Consider the following 18656-nt stretch of genomic DNA (forward strand, 5'->3'; position numbering starts at 1 on the left):
GCTGTCATCAAGTCTTCATCTAATTTTAGATGAAGACTTGCTATTCTTGTAGAGCGGGTAACCCGCTTATCTAACCTGAATTCAGATTTGAGGATTTACTAATGGCTGTAACTACTGCCCTAGTTAAAGAATTACGCGAGCGTACTGGCGCTGGCATGATGGATTGTAAAAAAGCGTTAACTGAAACTGATGGCGACATCGAGTTAGCGATTGAAAACATGCGTAAGAGCGGTGCTGCAAAGGCTGCTAAAAAAGCAGGTAACATCGCTGCTGAAGGTACTATCATCATCAAGCAAAACGCGGGTGTTGCAGTACTTGTAGAAGTTAACTGTCAAACTGACTTCGTAGCTAAAGACGAAAGCTTCCTAGCATTTGCTAACAAAGTTGCTGACGCTGCTATCGCTGACACAACAACTATCGAAGACTTACAAGCTAAGTTTGAAGAAGACCGTGTTGAGCTTGTGACTAAAATTGGTGAAAACATCAATGTACGTCGTCTTCAGTACATCACTGGTGAACAACTAGTTGAGTACCGTCACGGCGAGCGTATTGGTGTTGTTGTTGCTGGTGTTGCTGATGAAGAAACACTTAAGCACGTTGCAATGCACGTTGCTGCTTCAAACCCAGATTATCTAACGCCTGATGACGTACCTGCTGATGTTGTAGAAAAAGAAAAGCAAGTACAAATCGATATCGCGATGAACGAAGGCAAGCCTGCTGAAATCGCTGAGAAAATGGTTGTTGGTCGTATGAAGAAGTTTACTGGTGAGGTTTCTCTTACTGGTCAAGCGTTCATCATGGAACCGAAAAAATCTGTTGGCGAAATTCTTAAAGAGAAAAACGCGACAGTTACTAGCTTCGTACGTATGGAAGTTGGTGCAGGTATCGAGAAGAAAGAAGAAGATTTTGCTGCTGAAGTAGCTGCGCAAATTGCTGCTGCAAAAGGTGAGTAAGATTAACTATTTGTGATGCAAAAGGAAAATACATGAAATTAAAGTACTATTTGCTTTTGCGTCACGCATAGAAATTCTTTAAAATAACCGCGCTTTTATGTTTATCATAAGCGCGGTTATTTTTTATCCATAATTTAATAAAAGTTGGCCCCAATACTATGACTATCAATCGTAAACCTATTTTTAGACGTGTTCTTCTCAAATTAAGTGGTGAAGCCTTAATGGGAGACGAAGGCTTTGGCATCGATCCAAAAGTACTTGATCGCATGGCGCAAGAAATCAAAGAGCTAGTAGAACTCGACGTAGAAGTGGGTTTAGTTATCGGTGGTGGTAACTTCTTACGTGGTGGTTCACTTGCCGAAGCTGGAATGAATCGCGTAGTAGGCGATCACATGGGCATGCTTGCAACAGTAATGAATGGTCTTGCAATGCGTGATGCGCTTCATCGTGCATTTGTTAATTGTCGTTTGATGTCAGCAATCCCATTAAATGGTGTGTGTGATGCATACAATTGGGCTGAAGCAATTAGTTTATTAAAAACTGGCCGTGTAGTTATTTTTGCTGCGGGTACAGGTAACCCATTTTTCACTACTGATTCAGCAGCGTGTTTACGTGGTATTGAAATCGAAGCAGACACAGTGATAAAAGCAACTAAAGTAGATGGTGTATTTAGTGATGATCCGGTAAAAAATCCAGATGCAACACTTTACCGTCACTTAAGCTACAATGAAATCATTGATAAAGAATTAAAAGTAATGGATCTCGCTGCATTTACACTAGCACGTGATCATAATATGCCACTGAGCGTATTTAATATGAATAAATCAGGCGCGTTGAAGCGTGTTATTATGGGCGAAGAAGAAGGTACTCTTATCTCTTCACAAGCCTCAGATGAAGTAACTAACTAGATTAGGATTGAACCGTGATTAACGATATTCAAAAAGATGCTGCAGAACGTATGCAGAAAAGTGTAACGGCACTTGGCAGTCAATTATCTAAAATTCGTACAGGTCGTGCTCATCCGGCACTTTTAGATGGTATTATGGTGTCTTATTACGGTGCACCAACGCCGTTAAACCAAGTTGCCAACGTTACAATTGAAGACTCACGTACACTTGCACTAAGTGTATTTGATAAGTCTCTTGCTCAAGCAGTAGAAAAAGCAATTATGGCATCTGATCTGGGCTTAAACCCTATGTCAGCGGGTGCCGTTATTCGTGTACCACTACCTCCGCTAACTGAAGAACGTCGTAAAGATTTAATTAAAATCGTACGTGGTGAAGTAGAAAGTGGCCGTGTTGCAGTACGTAATATTCGCCGTGATGCCAATGGTGATGTAAAAAGCTTATTGAAAGATAAAGATATTTCAGAAGATGAAGCGCACCAAGCTGAAGATGCAATTCAAAAGCTAACAGATAAGTTCATCAAAGAGATGGATACTCAATTAACAGCGAAAGAAGCTGAGTTGATGGAAATCTAGGCAACTAAATTTATTAGTTTTGAAACGCCGTCTAGGGTATACTAGGCGGCGTTTTTTTATGGAATACTCGATATTTATGGTTCTTAATGCTGACAAAATTTCACAGCAATGTTTACCCAAGCATGTCGCTATAATCATGGACGGCAATGGGCGCTGGGCGCAGGCTAAAAACAGACCGCGTGTTTACGGACACAAAAAAGGTGTGGATGCCGTGCGTCAGTCTGTCCAATTTTGTACTAAATTGGGTGTAGAGTCGCTGACGTTATTCGCTTTCAGTAGTGAAAATTGGCAACGCCCAGAAGATGAAGTTAGTACGTTAATGGAATTATTTTTATTTGTCCTAAGCAAGGAAGTGAAAAAGCTTCATAAAAATAATGTAAAGTTAACGATTATTGGCGACTTATCTCGTTTCTCTGACACTCTTCGCAGTAAAGTGGATGCAGCGCATGCACTGACTGCAGATAACACAGGGCTTAAGTTAAACGTGGCTGCAAATTATGGCGGCCGGTGGGATGTTGCTAATGCAGCTAAACAGTTAGGGAAGCAGGTTGCTGCTGGGCAATTAGATCCTAACGATATTACTGAGCAACTTATGGCTTCGCAAATGAGCATGCACGATCAGGCTGAACCTGATTTGCTGATCCGCACTGGTGGTGATTTGCGCATAAGTAACTTTTTATTATGGCAAGCAGCTTATGCTGAGCTTTATTTTACAGATACGCTTTGGCCAGACTTCAATGAAGCTGCTTTTGCTGACGCTATCGCCTGCTACGTTGCCAGAGAGCGACGATTCGGTTGTACCGGCGAACAAATAAAACAATTACTCGCCGAAACCTAATTAAAAGGGTAACACTTTGCTAAAACAACGAATTTTAACTTCTTTAGTGCTAGCGCCTTTGGCGCTGTTATTAGTTTTTTATACGCCACTGACTTTATTTAGTTACATCGCTGGCGCCATTGTTTTATTAGGCGCGTGGGAATGGTCCGCATTTATGGGATTGTGCGATAAAGTCAAACGAGTGGCATTTGTCGTATTTATAGGTGTATTTTTAGCCTTGCTGAATTGGCATTGGCCGATAGAGTCGCTTTGGGTCGATGGTCAGCTAGTAGGGGATGCAAATTATATATTTACCTTGTCATTTTCATGGTGGATTGTTGCAACATACTTAGTATGGCGTTATCCCGCTATGGCTAAAGCATGGAATGATGGTCTAGTTATGCGTGCAATCGCAGGTATATTAACCTTAGTGCCATTGTGGCTTGCATTGAATACCCTGCGAAGTGCTAACTACGTAGAGTCTACTCATTTTGGTTCGATGTTAATCCTTGTCGTATTGGGAATTGTATGGAGTGCTGATATCGGCGCTTACTTTACTGGAAAGAACTTTGGTAAACATAAATTAATGCCTAAGGTTAGCCCCAATAAAACAATTGAAGGACTCGCTGGTGGTGTTGCTGCTGCGGTTATCTTTGTTTTAGCGTTTTGTTATTTTACTGACGTAGATATGGGTGTATGGCCAATTTACGCTGTGATGACAATCTTTATCGCTTTGTTTTCAGCGATTGGTGACTTATTAGAGAGCATGTTTAAACGCGAAGCTGGCTTAAAAGACAGTGGATCATGCCTGCCTGGCCACGGTGGCATTTTAGATAGGCTTGATAGTTTAACTGCTGCAGCACCTATTTTTGTTTTATGTTACGCGTGGACGCTTAGTTTATGAGTTGTAAGCAGCAACTAGTAATACTTGGTGCAACAGGCTCGATTGGTATTAGCACATTAGATGTTATTGCCCGCAATCAAAGTCAGTTCGAAGTATTTGCCCTTACAGCAGGTGCTAATGCTAAATTAATGGCGCAGTTATGTGTTACACATCAGCCTAAATTTGCTGTTATGGCAACAACTGAAGCGGCAGAGCAGTTAACTCAATACTTAGCCGGCACAAATTGCAACACGATTATCCGAAGTGGCACAGAGGCCATGAGTGAGATGAGTGCTCACCCTGATGTTGATGCCGTGATGTCTGCCATTGTCGGTGCCGCGGGTTTAATACCCACTTTGAGTGCGGTGGCCGCAGGTAAAAAAGTACTCCTCGCAAACAAAGAATCCCTGGTTATGTCGGGTCAATTATTTATTGATCAAGTAAAACAGCATAAGGCTACGTTACTGCCAATAGACAGTGAGCATAACGCAATTTTTCAATGCCTACCTAGTGCATTACAGGGCTCGCAAGGTAACGCTAAAATAGCGCAGCATGGTGTGAGTAAAATTTTACTCACAGGTTCTGGTGGCCCATTTCTGACCCGTGATATAAACACCTTGCCTGTAGTGACGGTCGCTGAAGCGGTTGCCCACCCAAATTGGTCTATGGGACAAAAGATTTCTGTTGATTCAGCCACAATGATGAACAAAGGTTTAGAGTTTATTGAGGCCAAATGGTTATTTAATTGTTCAGCACAAGATATTGAAGTGGTGATTCACCCACAAAGCATCATACATTCAATGGTACAGTACCAAGATGGCTCTGTACTGGCGCAAATGGGTAATCCTGATATGCGCACCCCAATTGCACACGCACTGGCATACCCGCAGCGTATTGACGCAGGTGTTAAGCCATTAGACTTCTCGCAAATTGCCGATTTTACGTTTACCAAACCTGATTTTACCCGTTACCCTAATTTAGCCTTGGCAATTGCAGCGTGCGAAGCAGGGCAAGGGGCAACAACTACTGTTAATGCGGCTAACGAAATTGCAGTTGCTGCTTTTCTAAATGGTGATATCGCTTTTACAGATATATACCGCGTTAATGCGCAAACACTTGAGGCAACAACCGATGTAAATGTGCATACGCTTGATGAAATCTTAGCGTGTGATCAATTAGCACGTGAGCAAGCCGCACAACAAATACGCAAGGTACAACGCTAATATGTTCGATTTTTTCTGGAATCTAGGCTCGTTCATTCTGGCACTTGGTATTTTAGTTACCGTGCATGAATATGGTCATTTTTGGGTAGCGCGAAAAGCAGGTGTAAAAGTACTGCGTTTTTCCATTGGTTTTGGTAAACCGTTATTAAAGTGGCACGACAAGCAAGGAACTGAATATGTAATCGCAGCAATCCCACTTGGCGGCTATGTTAAAATGCTTGACGAGCGAGTTGATGAAGTACCTGAATCTGAGCGTCACCTTTCATTTAATGCTAAATCTGTTCAAGCGCGTATTGCTATCGTTGCAGCCGGGCCTATGGCAAACTTTATTTTTGCTATTTTTGCTTTAGCCGTTATGTACATGGTCGGTGTGCAGTCAATCAAACCGGTGGTTGGTAGCGTTAATGAAGGCAGCCGAGCAGAACTGGCTGGTATTACTGCAAAGCAGCAAATTATCAAAATTGGTGATGACGAAATAGCAACCTGGCAAGATGCGACATTTTCATTTATGGCAAGCTTAGGGGATAGTGATGTTGCTGTAATAGTGCGCGATGAAAAATATCAAGAACAAGTAAAAACCATAAATATTGATGGCTGGAAGTTAGACCAACAAGACGTGCCACCTTTAGCGTCATTGGGTATTGTGCCGTTTAGACCTAATGCAACTTTAGAGGTAGCAGCAATTACTGCAAACTCGGCAGCTGCTGAAGCAGATTTAAGAGTTGGCGATACAATTATTATGGTAGGTGATGAAACAATAAGCAGTTGGCAGCAATTAGTTAATCTTATTCAGCAATCAGCTAACAAATCATTACAATTTAGTGTAAAAAGACAAGATAGTATAAAGAAGTTGGTCGTTACGCCTAAAGCGCGTAATGGCGCAGACGGACAGAAACAAGGTTTTTTAGGTGTCGCACCTGTTGTTGAACAATGGCCTGACGGGTACATAGAGACTAGACATTATGGTCCTCTCGATAGTATTGTGCTGGGCATAACAGAAACATGGCGTTTAATTAGTTTAAGTTTTGACATGATCGGTAACTTAATTACAGGTCAAGTGTCAGTGAAAAATTTAAGTGGTCCAGTTGGTATTGCCGTTGGGGCTGGAACTAGCGTAAGCTATGGTTTTGTTGCCTTTTTAAGCTTTTTAGCATTAATTAGTGTTAACTTGGGTGTATTTAACTTATTACCCTTACCAGTGCTTGATGGTGGTCACTTAATGTATTACATAGTTGAACTTTTCCGTAAAAAGCCGGTCTCTGAAAAGACACAAGAATTTGGTTTTAAAGTGGGAGCCTTGCTACTCATTTTTTTAACATGTTTCGCTTTGTTCAATGATGTATCCCGTTTATAGAAAATAGCGACGGTCTCGAATTAAAACACGATTGTAAAACACCTAATTTTGGTGTTGAGCGGTAATACAGTTGTAAAGGATAAAGATAATAAAATGGCTATAAAAAAACATTTGGCAGTAACAAGTTTATTAGGGGCAAGTTTTGCAGCCCTTGGCCAAGACTCCTTTATTGTTGACGATTTAAAAGTTGAAGGTTTACAGCGTGTAGCACTAGGTGCTGCGTTAACGCATATCCCTATCAATGTCGGTGACAGTGTAGATGACTATACAATTTCAAAAACAATTAAGTCATTGTATGGCTCAGGTCACTTCGACAATATAAAAGCATTACGTGATGGCAATAAAGTTATTTTTAAAGTAACTGAACGCCCGACTATTAGTAAAATAGAATTTGATGGCAACAAAGATATTAAAGACGAGCAATTAAACCAGTCTTTAGAGCAACAAGATATTCGCCAAGGTGAGCCACTTGATAAAACCGTGGTTGATAATATTGAAAAAGGCTTAATTGAGTTCTTTCATAGTATTGGTAAGTACAACGCTAAAATAGATATCAGTATTATTAAATTACCCCGTAACCGGGTAAAACTTAAACTTGAGTTTGACGAGGGCGACGCAGCTTCAATTCGTCAAATTAACCTAGTCGGTAATGAGTTGTTCTCGGATGAAGAGTTATTAGCACTGGCCGAATCACAACAAGATTTACCTTGGTGGCAGTTTATGGGGAGCGATCGTTACCAAAAGCAAACCATCGAAGGGGATCTGGAAAATATTCGTAGTTATTATTTAGATCGTGGTTATTTACGCTTTAATATTGACTCAACTCAGGTTTCAGTTAGCCCTGAGCGTGAATCAGTGTACGTAACGGCTAATATCAGTGAAGGTGTCAAATATAAAGTTAAAGGCTTTGACTTTATAGGGGACTTACTTGGCCGTGAAGAACTCATAAAAAGTGTTATCCCACTTCGAGCAGGTGAGCTTTATAATGGCTCAGTGGTTACCTCTTCAGAAGAGTTTATTAAAAGTTATTTAGCCCGGTTTGGTTATGCCAATGCAGAAGTGCGCACTATCCCTGAAATTGATGATGAAAATAAAGAAGTACAATTAACCTTATCAGTTAATCCAGGTAAGCGAGTTTACGTTCGTCGCATCATTGTTGGTGGTAACCAAAATACGGCTGATGAAGTACTGCGCCGTGAAATGACGCAGCTAGAAGGTGCTTGGCTTTCAAACCAAAACCTAGAGCGCTCAAAACTACAAATTCAGCGTTTGCCTTACATGGAAAGTGTTGATTTTAATGTTATGCCTGTACCAGGAGTTGATGATCAGGTTGATGTTGATTTTACGGTAAAAGAGCAATCAGCGGGCAGCTTCAATGCAGGTCTTGCGTATGGTTCTTATTTGGGTCTGCAATTTAATATTGGAGTTACTGAGTCAAACTTCTTAGGCACGGGTAATCAAATTGGTTTTAATATTAATACTTCGCGTGGTTCAGAGCAAGTAAGTTTATCCTACACCGACCCGTACTTTACGCCAGATGGTGTATCGCAAGGTAGTAGCATATTTTATAGCAACTATGACGCCAGTAAATTTAGCTTGATTGACTATAAATCAAAAAGTTATGGTATCGGGACGAACATTGGTTTCCCTATTGATGCTGTAAACCGAGTTAACTTTGGTGTACGTTGGATCCAAGAAGAATTGTCAGAGATTGCTGAATACGAACAAACCCGCGTTATGCGTGAAACCTTCTTAGATCCTGAAAACCCAGATGCTGGTTTTGACTTTACTAAGTACGAGCTGAGTGTAGGCTGGTCACGAGTGACAGTTAACCGCGGTTTATTTCCAACCGCTGGCTCTCGCCAAACACTGAACTTAACAGGTACTACACCTAATTCTGATTTAACTTACTTTAAGTTAAATTATGATTCACGTTTTTATTGGCCTATCAGTGATGACCATCGTTGGGTATTCTCAACACGTGCGGCTCTAGGTTATGGTAATGGGTATGGTAATACTAACGGTTATGACCAAACGTTGCCGTTCCAAGAATACTTCCGTATTACTGAAATGGAACTACGTGGATTTGATAGAAATACAATATTACCACTTGCTATTTCGCGTACACCGCAACTAATTCTAGGTACACCGTCCAAAGATGGTACGCCAACAGGCAATATAGGCGGCGCCTCAGAGTTCGATGAACTAACACCACAAGGCCGTATTGGTGGTAATGCTAAAGCAGTGGCAGGTATGGAGCTAATTGTTCCTACACCATTCTTAGATGAAGAAAATACCAGCTCTGTGCGTACCAGCTTCTTTGTTGATGCTGCTAACGTATGGGATACAGAATTTAACGTTGACCGTTATCAAAGTTTAGGGCCGGATCAACGCGCAAAACTAGAGGATTATTCAGATCCACTACGCTTTAGGGTTTCGACTGGTTTATCATTACAGTGGATCTCTCCAATGGGTCCAATGCTGATTAGTTTTGCGTATCCATTGCAACAAGAAGAAGATGACGATACGAAGACCATCAGTTTTAATATTAGTAACACTTTCTAAAGGAGTTTTTTGTGAAAAAATCATTTAAATTATCAGCAATTGCCATTTCAGCGACACTTATGATGGGTACATCAGTGAGTGCATTTGCTCACAAAGTAGGTATTGTAGATATGCAAGAAATCTACAAGCAAATTCCTCAAATGGCGAAAGTAGAACAAACTTTGCAATCTGAATTCGCTGAACGTCGTCAAGAGTTAGAAAAGCTACAAGGTGACATCCGTTTTGAAGCTGAGAAGTTCAAACGTGAAGCTACCACGATGAGCCAAGCACAAAAAGATGCGCTACGTGAAAAAGTTGAAGGCATGCAAAAAAGTCTTGCAGAGAAAGGCCGTCCTTTAGAGCAAGAAATAAAAGCACGTCAAAACCAAGAGCTAGCAAAAGTACAAAAGCTAATTATTGATGCAATTCAAGATGTTGCTAAAGACGGTAAATTTGATGAAGTTAAAGTGAAAGACACAACAGTCTACTTTAACCCGAAAACTGTTTCTGACTTATCAGAGAAAGTTGTTGAAAAAGTAAGTAAGCAATAGAATACAAAGATGCAAAATTATACGCTTTCGCAGATTGCGGAACTTTTAGGCGCCGAGCTTGATGGTGACGGCGCTTTAGAAATATCAAAAATTGCTACTCTCGCAAATGCCCGCTCTGGGCATATTGCATTTTTAGCGAATAAGAAATATCGATCGCAATTAGATGAAACAAATGCCACTGCTGTTATTTTATCTGCCGCCGATGCTAAGTATTATCGAGGTAATAAGCTCATAGCAGCGAATCCTTACAATAGCTATGCACAACTTGCGCAAATAATGGATACTACCCCAGCCTCTGCAGCACCAGGGATCCACCCCAGTGCAGTTGTTCACCCAGATGCGGATATCGCTAAAACAGCCTCTATTGGGGCTAATGCTGTGATTGAAGCGGGCGCGGTCATTGCAGATAAAGTGCAAGTGGGTGCCAATTGTTTTATTGGTCAAAATGCGAAAGTAGGGCGCAATACTAAGTTTTGGTCAAACGTGTCTGTATATCATAATGTTGAAATAGGTGAAAATTGTTTATTTCAATCAAGTGCAATCATTGGTAGTGACGGTTTTGGTTATGCTAACGAAAAGGGCGAATGGATCAAAATACCTCAGCTGGGTGCTGTGGCCATTGGTGATAAAGTTGAAATAGGCGCAGGTGTCACAATAGACCGTGGCGCATTAGACGATACAATTATTAACAGTAACGTTATTATCGATGATCAAGTTCACATTGCCCACAACGTAGAAATCGGCTCAGGTACAGCCATTGCTGGATGTACAGTGATCGCAGGTAGTACTACAATCGGTAAAAATTGTCAGATTGCGGGACTTGTTGGCATAAATGGTCACATTGATATATGTGATGGTGTTATACTTACGGGTATGAGCATGATCACCAAAGCAATTACAGAGCCTGGTATTTATTCATCAGGTATGCCGCACTCTACCAATAAAGAGTGGCGCCGTAATATTGCTCATTTACGTAATTTGCCAGAGATGAAAGGCCGCCTTAAAGCGCTAGAGACTCTGACTAAGTCATTAAACGTTGATAATTTATAAGGATGCTATTTTGGCAAACGAATTAAATAGCCTAGACATACAAGAAATTTTAAGCTTACTTCCGCATCGTTACCCAATGTTGTTGGTTGATCGTGTATTAGATTACACGCCGGGCGAGTCACTTCATGCAATTAAAAATGTGACCTTTAATGAACCAATTTTTACTGGTCATTTCCCTAATCAGCCTATTTTTCCGGGCGTACTTATTTTAGAAGCGATGGCACAAGCTACAGGCTTACTTGGTTTCAAAACAGTCGAAAACCGCAGCGAGAATGAACTATACTTATTTGCAGCCATTGATAATGCACGCTTTAAACAGCCTGTTGTCCCTGGAGATACTATGCATTTACATGTACAGTTTTTAAAAGAGCGCCGCAATATATGGAAATTTGCAGCAGAAGCGAAAGTTGATGGTAAGGTAGTGTGTACTGCTGAAATCATGTGTGCGAGAAGAGAGCTTTAATTGTGATCCATCCTACAGCGATAATCGAATCAGGTGCCAAATTAGGCGATAATGTTTCAGTTGGTCCTTACAGCTATATTGGTAACGATGTAGTTATTGGTGATAACTGTATTATTGAATCTCATGTTGTTGTGAAAGGGCCTTCTACTATTGGCTCTGGCAATCATATTTTTCAATTTGCGTCAGTTGGCGAAGCCTGCCAAGACAAAAAATACAATGATGAACCAACGACACTTATTATTGGTGATAACAATGTTATCCGTGAATGCGCGACTATTCATCGCGGTACGATACAAGACCAAGGTGTCACCAAGATTGGCAGCAATAACTTGTTTATGGCGTATACCCATGTTGCCCATGATGCCGTGATAGGTGACAACGTTATTTTTGCAAATAATGCCTCTGTTGCTGGTCATGTACATATTGGCGATTGGGTTATCTTAGCTGGTAACTCAGGTATCCATCAGTTTTGTAAAGTGGGCGCACATGCTTTTGTTGGTATGTACTCTGGTGTCAATAAAGATGTACCGCCGTTTGTTACAACGATTGGCACACCAGCGGGACCAGTTGCGATTAATACCGAAGGCATGAAACGTCGTGGTTTTGAAAGTGATGAAGTCATGGCGACACGTCGTGCTTATAAAACACTTTATCGTAAGAGCTTAGGTGTTGAGGAAGCGATTGCAGCACTGAGTGAAGATGCAGCTAAATATCCTGCGGTACAGCTTATGGTTGATTTTGTAAAGAATTCAGAGCGCGGGATTATTCGATAATCTTAGTGTTTTTTAAAAGCCACCGCTTAGCAATAATCGGTGGCTTTTTTGTATTTATTTTTTAGTGATAATTCAGCCATAATCATTCGGCGTGCTTAGTCAAATAGCAAACCTGAACGATGGACTGATTAGAGGTAATAAAATAACCCACGTCCAATAAACTAAAAGCGGGTTACTAAAGATACATAATCTGGCTCAGTTTCTAGTAATGACTGGTGAGAATTAACAGCTCTGACTTCTCCCCGTTCAAGCCAAATTACTTGGTCCATCGTATTCAATAGGGCAGGGTCATGAGTAATGGTAATAATTGTTTTGTCCGCCATGACATTCATAACAGTGTCTATTACGGCATGTTTAGTTTGGTTATCTAAGCTTTCGGTTGGTTCATCAAGAACAACAATTGCGCTGTCTCGAAGCAATGCTTGTGCAATGGCTATTCGCCGTGCTTGGCCTTGCGAAACTGTACGCCCAGCTGTGCCTAAACGTGTTTTTAAACCATCAGGTAATTGTGCTAGCCATGACCCCAGTTGAGCTTGTTCACAGGCTCGTATTAGTGCTTCATCGCTCGCTGTTGGCATTGCATACCTTAGATTCTGTGCTAATGTTCCATCAAATATATGGTGCTGCTGTGCAACGATAGTAAGTAGTTCATGCCGATTGTCAGTTGATAGCTGGTTAATATTGATTGGGCCTTGTTCACTAAGTAGCTCTATTTGACCATGTTGTATCGGCCACAAACCACTTAGTAGGTTTATTAACGTACTTTTACCGCTGCCACTTGGGCCAACTAAGGCAATCTTTTGTTTTGCTTTAATGGTTATATTTACTTTACTTAACGCTGAATTTTGGGTGTTATAGCTGTAATCAATATCAGTAAAATTAATACCAAGAGGTAGGTTTTTTACATTTATGGTCGTTTTATCACTTTGATGGGGGAGTTTATCTTCAAGTTCAAAGATACGTGCAGCAGCACTGAGGGCGTTAGGTAATTGGATAAACGCATTCGGTAAGTTTAATACGGTTTCAAAGCTAGCTAATACAAATAGACTCATCATTGCCAGCTCTACGTTTGCTATTTCATTGCTGCTTACTAGCGGCACTAATATAATAATACTGCCCAGCATAGTCAGTTGGGTGATTAATAATGTAAAACCATCGCTATTGGCCAGTGCGCTGTGGCGCTTTTGAATATGTTGATTATAGCGTTCACTGGCTTTATCACATTGACTGCGTTGTTGAGCTGATGCTTGATATAGGGCAAGCTCACGTGCGCCTTTTAAGGAGTCAGATAGTTGCGCTCGCAATAATGCTGATTGCACGCGCTCTTGTGCTGCAGTTTTATTAAATTTATGCCCTAAAAAGGCAGGAACAACAACACCTACAATCATTAAAGAGGTAAAGCATAAGAGTGCCACATTAGGGTTATAGGCACTCATAAACAACATGACTACCGGAATACTGATTAATGCAACTATGATTGGCAATAACACATTTAAATAAAATGTATCCAGTGCATCTACATCATCTTGCATTCGGCTAAATAGATCAGCACTGCGGCTCATGGCTAAGTCCACATTACTGAGTTTACTTAACGTTGCAAACACGTTAACTCGTATTTCACTTAATAGTAAAAATGTTGCATTATGAGTAATTAATCGTTCGCCATAACGTGATGCGGTTCTAATAATAGCTAAAAATCGTATTACGCCTGCTGGGGTAAAGTAATTCATATGCACGGATGCAATGCCTGCTGCGGCCATGGCTGCTAAAAACCAGCCGGATATTGCCAGTAAGCCCACATTTGCAAGTACCGTAAGAGTAGATAGAAACGCACCGAGTAAAAGCATTCCAGCGTGAGGTTTGCATAGCTTTAGTAAGCGAATAAAATTAGTCATGTTGCGCACCTACACTTGCTAATTGCCACAGCTTTCCATGTTGCTGATAAAGTTGCTGGTAATTACCTTGTTCAATTATTTTTCCTTGCTCTAAAACATAAATGTTATCTGCATTTGTTATAGTGTTTAAGCGGTGCGCAATAACCAACACCAAATGATCTTTAGCGTAATCAACAATTGCCGAGTTGATCAGTTTTTCAGTTTGGCTGTCAAGATGGGCACTGGGTTCGTCTAGCATGAGGATAGGCGCATCTTTTAAAAAGGCGCGAGCTAACGCAATGCGCTGCTTTTGGCCACCTGATAAACCTTCACCGTGTTCTCCTAAGAGGGTATCAAACCCATGAGGTAGCGCTTGTATAAACTCAAGTGCACCGGCTTTGATAGCGGCTTGCTCTAATTGCGCTTGGGTGGCATCTGCTTTACCAAGGCGCAAATTCTCTGCAACACTCATGTAAAACAACGTAGGCTGTTGGGGGATCCAGGCTATATGCTGTTGCCAGCTTTGGCAGTCTAGCTTAGATAAGGGGGTATTATTAATAATTATTTGGCTATTAGCTTGCTGATGAAAACCCAATAGACAGTCAAATAAGGTACTTTTACCCGCGCCACTGTCACCTACAAAAGCCACTAACCCTTTGACAGGAAATACTAGGTTTATATTACTTACGCCTTCTTTGCTTTGCGGGTAATAAAAGCTTAGCTGTTTTGTACTTATACTTTGTATAGGTAATGATAGTTTTGTTTTTTGCGCTGGCGGTAATTCTTCATCTGCATTAATAATATCAATCATATCAGCGGCTGCACTAATGCCCTCTAAGCGAGCATGATAATGAGTGCCCATTTGGCGAAGAGGTAAGTAAAATTCAGGAGCCAGTAGTAACACAACAAAACCTGTCGCAAAGTCTAGCGTGCCAAAAAACAATCTAAAGCCGATGATGACTGCGACTAAAGCAACACTTATGGTGGCAAAAAACTCTAAAGCAAATGCAGATAAAAAAGCGACTTTTAACACGCTCATGGTCGAAGTACGAAAATCATCAGAGATTTTAGCTATATTGGATAGCTCACGGCGCGTAGCATTAAAAAGTTTTAATTGAGTTAAGCCATTTAATCTATCGAAAAAGTAATTGCCCAACACAGAAAGTTGTTGCCAACGTTGTTGATTGATTTCTTCAGCCTTGTGGCCAACTAAAATCATGAAAAAAGGGATCAGTGGGGCTGTAAATAAAAAGATAAGCCCGGCTTTGTAATCAGTAGGAAATATAATAACTAAGATAGCTAAGGGTATTAATGCACTGTAAGCGACGCTGGGTAAGTAATTAGCATAATATTGATGTAGAGCCTCAACACCATTGTGTAAGGTATTCAATGTAGCACCGTGCCCTTTCTGCTCACTGTAAATCGGCCCAAGGCGATTTAGCTTTGCCAATAAAGTTTTACGCATCGTGGTTTTTATTTTCTGTGCTGCGTAATGGCTAATACGCTCACTAAGCGCTAAAAACACAGCACGAAGCAAAATTAACCCTGCAAGAGGCCACAACAAGTGAGTTATCTCATCGAGTTGCTTATCTGCAAACATGACTAAATGTACGGCATTGGCGATTAAATAACACGACGCTATCATCAATAATGCGTTCAATGTACCAAGTAAAATACTGATTTTTAAAAGGCGAGAACCGCTGTGACTATATTGCTTTAAAAAAGCGCGCAGCTTAATTTGCTGCGCGCGATCAGGACGGGATTTAGTTGTCATTTTGGCGTTTTAGTCTTTTATGCAACTCAAGTTCATCATCAGCAATACTGTCTTTGTGTTGCTGAAACTCATACCACATAACATTAATAACGCCTAAAGTGCAAGCAAGTAGAACGCCTAGTATCCATGCGAAATACCACATAATTTATCTCCTTAGTAGCTACCATGAGTGTTATTTTCAATTTCATCTTTAGTGACTTTTCGCCACATTTTCACATAACACCAAGTTGTGTAAATTAATATAATTGGCACAAAAATTATTGCCGCAATGAACATGACATTAAGGGTCATATGACTTGATACCGCATCCCACATAGTCAAACTAATATTGGGATTATTACTTGATGGCATAACGAATGGGAACATAGCAGTCCCCGCAGTCATAATAACGCCAACTAACATCAAGCTAGTTGAGGCTAAGCCTAAAGCAGGTTTATTTATTACTGAGAAAATAACTGCCATAGTTGCCATAACAAATGCCAGTGCTGGGAATATCATGGTTAATGGCATTTTCGAGTAATTATCAAGCCAAGCACCTGAACTTGTTGTGACTACTTTAGCTAATGGGTTGGCATAACTTTGAGTATCACTCATTGACACAACTTGATAACCATCCATATTTGCAACCCAGAAGCCAGCAGCGGCAAATAATATAATAAATAATATTAGTGCGTAGCGGCCAAATTGAGCAGAGCGCTGTGCAACTTCAGCATCTGTTCTAAGTTGTAGCCACATACCAGCATGTCCCACAAGCATGGCGACACTTATTACACCTGCAACAAGAGCAAAGGGATTAAGTAAGCCAAAGAACGAGCCTTGGTATGTTATACGCATAAAGTTATCAATATTAAAAGGTACACCTTGTAGTACATTACCAAAGGCAACACCAAATACTAATGCCGGAACAATGCTACCAACTAGGAGTGCCCAATCCCAATTATCACGCCACTTTGCAGACTCAAGTTTAGAGCGATAATCAAATGCGAGCGGGCGTAAAAACAGAGCAAACAATACCAGCATCATCGCAAAGTAAAAGCCAGAGAATGCCGCAGCATAAACCATTGGCCAAGCTGCAAACAAAGCCCCTCCTGCGGTGATAAACCATACCTGATTACCATCCCAGTGTGCACCAATGGTATTTATCACAGTACGGCGTTCTATATCTGTTTTACCAACCAGGCGTAATAAAATTGCTACCCCCATATCCATACCATCAGTGATAGCAAAACCAATGAGTAACACACCAATTAACAGCCACCAAATGAACTTTAAGGTTTCGTAATCAAAAATCATGATTGTGCTCCTTGGTTTAATTGTTTATCGGCTTTTTCAAGTTCAAAGTGGTATTTACCTGTATGTAGAGAACTGGGACCTTGCTTAACAAATTTTAGCATCAACCAGCCTTCTATAACTGCTAGAATAATGTAGAAAATAACAAAGCCAGTAATGCTTAATAATAAGTCATTTACGGTCAGTGACGAGGTCGCTAAGAATGTAGGCAGTACCTCTGAGATTGCCCAAGGCTGACGGCCATATTCGGCAACAATCCAACCGAACTCAATGGCTACCCATGGCAGTGGAATACTCCATAATGCTGCTTTGAGTAGCCAACGTTTTTGTTCAATAACGCGATGAGCGTTGTAGTAAAATGATAGGGCGAATACAACCAGCATTATCACGCCGCAACCAACCATGATCCTGAACGACCAAAACATAGGCCCAACCCGTGGGAAAGAATCTTTAACCGCTTGTTGAATTTGCTCTTCGGTTGCATCAACCACATTAGGGGTATAACGCTTTAATAATAAGCCATAACCAAGGTCATCTTTTAGAGTATCAAACTTTGCAATATTGGCGGGAGTATCCTCGCCGTTTCTAAGTTTCTCAAGGTACTTATACGCAATCATGCCATTTCGAATACGTACTTCGTGTTTTTTCTCCAGATCACTAATACCGGTTACTTGCTCATCAAGCGAGCGTGTTGCTATTAAGCCTAATGCGTAAGGAATTTTAACCGCAGCATGAGTAACTTGCTCATCTGAGTCAGGAATACCGATAGCGGTAAATGCAGCCGGAGCTTCTTCGGTATGCCACTCAGCTTCAATAGTAGCGAGTTTAACTTTTTGTACTTCGCCTACTTCGTAGCCTGACTCATCGCCGAGTAAAATAACACATAATATGGAGGCTAAGCCAAAGCCTGATGCAACAGAAAATGAGCGCTTTGCAAAGGCTAAATCACGGCCTTTTAAGATGTACCAGCTACTAATACCCAACACAAACATGGATGCAGCTACATAACCTGCAGATACGGTATGAATAAACTTAACTTGTGCCACCGGGTTGAAAACAAGTTCAGCAAAACTGGTCATTTCCATACGCATAGTTTGATAGTTAAATTCAGCGCCCACAGGGTTTTGCATCCAACCATTTGCGATCAGTATCCACAGTGCAGATAAGTTAGTACCAATGGCCATCAGGAATGTTGCACCTAAATGCTGGCGTTTGCTTAATCGTTGCCACCCTAAAAAGAACATACCAACAAAGGTTGATTCTAAAAAGAAAGCCATTAAGCCTTCAATCGCCAAAGGAGCACCAAACACATCACCAACATAGTGAGAGTAATAAGACCAGTTGGTACCAAATTCAAATTCCATAGTTAAACCTGTTGCAACACCTACGGCAAAATTAATGCCGAAAAGCTTACCCCAGAACTTAGTCATATCGCGGTATATCTCGCGGCCTGTCATTACATAGACAGATTCCATGATCACCAAAATCCAAGTCATGCCGAGAGTTAACGGTACGAAAAGAAAGTGAAACAGGGCGGTGATTGCAAATTGCAATCGCGATAGATCCACAAAGGCTTCATCTATCATTATTAAGCTCCTTAAGTTTGACGGTTAGCTACAGCATGTTT

At 40.9% G+C, this 18656-nt stretch carries 17 protein-coding genes; 12 read left to right on the top strand and 5 right to left on the bottom strand.

Annotated elements, in window-relative coordinates; all coding sequences use genetic code 11:
• The first annotated feature begins 101 nt into the window (after nucleotides 1-101).
• The 12 genes from tsf to lpxA all read left to right on the top strand — a co-directional run bounded on the left by tsf (nucleotide 102) and on the right by lpxA (nucleotide 12091).
• Nucleotides 102-953 (top strand): translation elongation factor Ts, encoded by an 852-nt coding sequence (tsf, locus tag AAEU30_RS06525; protein WP_087530701.1) that lies wholly within the window; start codon nucleotides 102-104, stop codon nucleotides 951-953.
• A 158-nt stretch (nucleotides 954-1111) separates the two neighbouring features.
• The gene (gene pyrH, locus AAEU30_RS06530; protein ID WP_087530699.1) at nucleotides 1112-1861 is read left to right on the top strand and encodes a UMP kinase; all 750 of its coding nucleotides are present in this window, start codon (nucleotides 1112-1114) and stop codon (nucleotides 1859-1861) included.
• A gap of 50 nt (nucleotides 1862-1911) precedes the next feature.
• Nucleotides 1912-2433, top strand: coding sequence for a ribosome recycling factor (gene frr, locus AAEU30_RS06535; RefSeq protein ID WP_370693511.1), 522 nt, complete (start codon nucleotides 1912-1914; stop codon nucleotides 2431-2433).
• Nucleotides 2434-2491: 58 nt separating this feature from the next.
• Entirely contained in the window at nucleotides 2492-3271 is a 780-nt protein-coding gene (uppS, locus tag AAEU30_RS06540; protein WP_087530697.1) for an undecaprenyl pyrophosphate synthase, read from the top strand.
• Between the two features lie 16 nt (nucleotides 3272-3287).
• Entirely contained in the window at nucleotides 3288-4154 is an 867-nt protein-coding gene (locus AAEU30_RS06545) for a phosphatidate cytidylyltransferase (protein WP_421959816.1), read from the top strand.
• Nucleotides 4151-5356, top strand: a complete 1206-nt coding sequence (gene ispC, locus AAEU30_RS06550) for a 1-deoxy-D-xylulose-5-phosphate reductoisomerase (RefSeq protein WP_421959817.1) — start codon at nucleotides 4151-4153, stop codon at nucleotides 5354-5356. The genes AAEU30_RS06545 and ispC overlap by 4 nt, the downstream gene beginning before the upstream one ends.
• 1 nt (nucleotide 5357) lies before the next feature.
• Nucleotides 5358-6710 (top strand): sigma E protease regulator RseP, encoded by a 1353-nt coding sequence (gene rseP / locus AAEU30_RS06555; RefSeq protein WP_421959818.1) that lies wholly within the window; start codon nucleotides 5358-5360, stop codon nucleotides 6708-6710.
• 93 nt (nucleotides 6711-6803) lie between these two features.
• A complete protein-coding gene (bamA, locus tag AAEU30_RS06560; protein ID WP_421959819.1) occupies nucleotides 6804-9275 on the top strand; it encodes an outer membrane protein assembly factor BamA in 2472 nt (823 codons plus the stop codon).
• An 11-nt stretch (nucleotides 9276-9286) separates the two neighbouring features.
• Nucleotides 9287-9805: an OmpH/Skp family outer membrane protein gene (locus AAEU30_RS06565; RefSeq protein WP_087530693.1), complete on the top strand. Its 519-nt coding sequence runs from the start codon at nucleotides 9287-9289 to the stop codon at nucleotides 9803-9805.
• A 9-nt stretch (nucleotides 9806-9814) separates the two neighbouring features.
• A complete protein-coding gene (lpxD, locus tag AAEU30_RS06570) occupies nucleotides 9815-10855 on the top strand; it encodes a UDP-3-O-(3-hydroxymyristoyl)glucosamine N-acyltransferase (protein ID WP_421959820.1) in 1041 nt (346 codons plus the stop codon).
• Between the two features lie 10 nt (nucleotides 10856-10865).
• The gene (fabZ, locus tag AAEU30_RS06575) at nucleotides 10866-11318 is read left to right on the top strand and encodes a 3-hydroxyacyl-ACP dehydratase FabZ (RefSeq protein WP_421959821.1); all 453 of its coding nucleotides are present in this window, start codon (nucleotides 10866-10868) and stop codon (nucleotides 11316-11318) included.
• Nucleotides 11319-11320: 2 nt separating this feature from the next.
• Nucleotides 11321-12091, top strand: coding sequence for an acyl-ACP--UDP-N-acetylglucosamine O-acyltransferase (gene lpxA, locus AAEU30_RS06580; protein WP_421959822.1), 771 nt, complete (start codon nucleotides 11321-11323; stop codon nucleotides 12089-12091).
• A 161-nt stretch (nucleotides 12092-12252) separates the two neighbouring features.
• Here lpxA and cydC read toward each other — a convergent pair whose 3' ends face one another.
• From cydC to AAEU30_RS06605, 5 genes are read right to left on the bottom strand one after another with little or no spacing between them, the layout of a single operon-like run.
• Nucleotides 12253-13986, bottom strand: a complete 1734-nt coding sequence (cydC, locus tag AAEU30_RS06585; protein WP_421959823.1) for a thiol reductant ABC exporter subunit CydC — start codon at nucleotides 13984-13986, stop codon at nucleotides 12253-12255.
• A complete protein-coding gene (gene cydD, locus AAEU30_RS06590; RefSeq protein WP_421959824.1) occupies nucleotides 13979-15739 on the bottom strand; it encodes a thiol reductant ABC exporter subunit CydD in 1761 nt (586 codons plus the stop codon). Before cydD ends, cydC begins: the two co-directional genes overlap by 8 nt.
• Entirely contained in the window at nucleotides 15729-15881 is a 153-nt protein-coding gene (gene cydX / locus AAEU30_RS06595) for a cytochrome bd-I oxidase subunit CydX (RefSeq protein ID WP_421959825.1), read from the bottom strand. Before cydX ends, cydD begins: the two co-directional genes overlap by 11 nt.
• Before the next feature lie 11 nt (nucleotides 15882-15892).
• On the bottom strand, nucleotides 15893-17032 hold the full coding sequence (gene cydB, locus AAEU30_RS06600; RefSeq protein ID WP_421959826.1) for a cytochrome d ubiquinol oxidase subunit II: 1140 nt from the start codon (nucleotides 17030-17032) through the stop codon (nucleotides 15893-15895).
• Nucleotides 17029-18615, bottom strand: coding sequence for a cytochrome ubiquinol oxidase subunit I (locus AAEU30_RS06605; RefSeq protein ID WP_421959827.1), 1587 nt, complete (start codon nucleotides 18613-18615; stop codon nucleotides 17029-17031). Before AAEU30_RS06605 ends, cydB begins: the two co-directional genes overlap by 4 nt.
• Between the last annotated feature and the right edge of the window lie 41 nt (nucleotides 18616-18656).

Origin of the sequence: Pseudoalteromonas mucoides (assembly GCF_049257175.1) — a bacterium.
Lineage (GTDB): Bacteria > Pseudomonadota > Gammaproteobacteria > Enterobacterales > Alteromonadaceae > Pseudoalteromonas.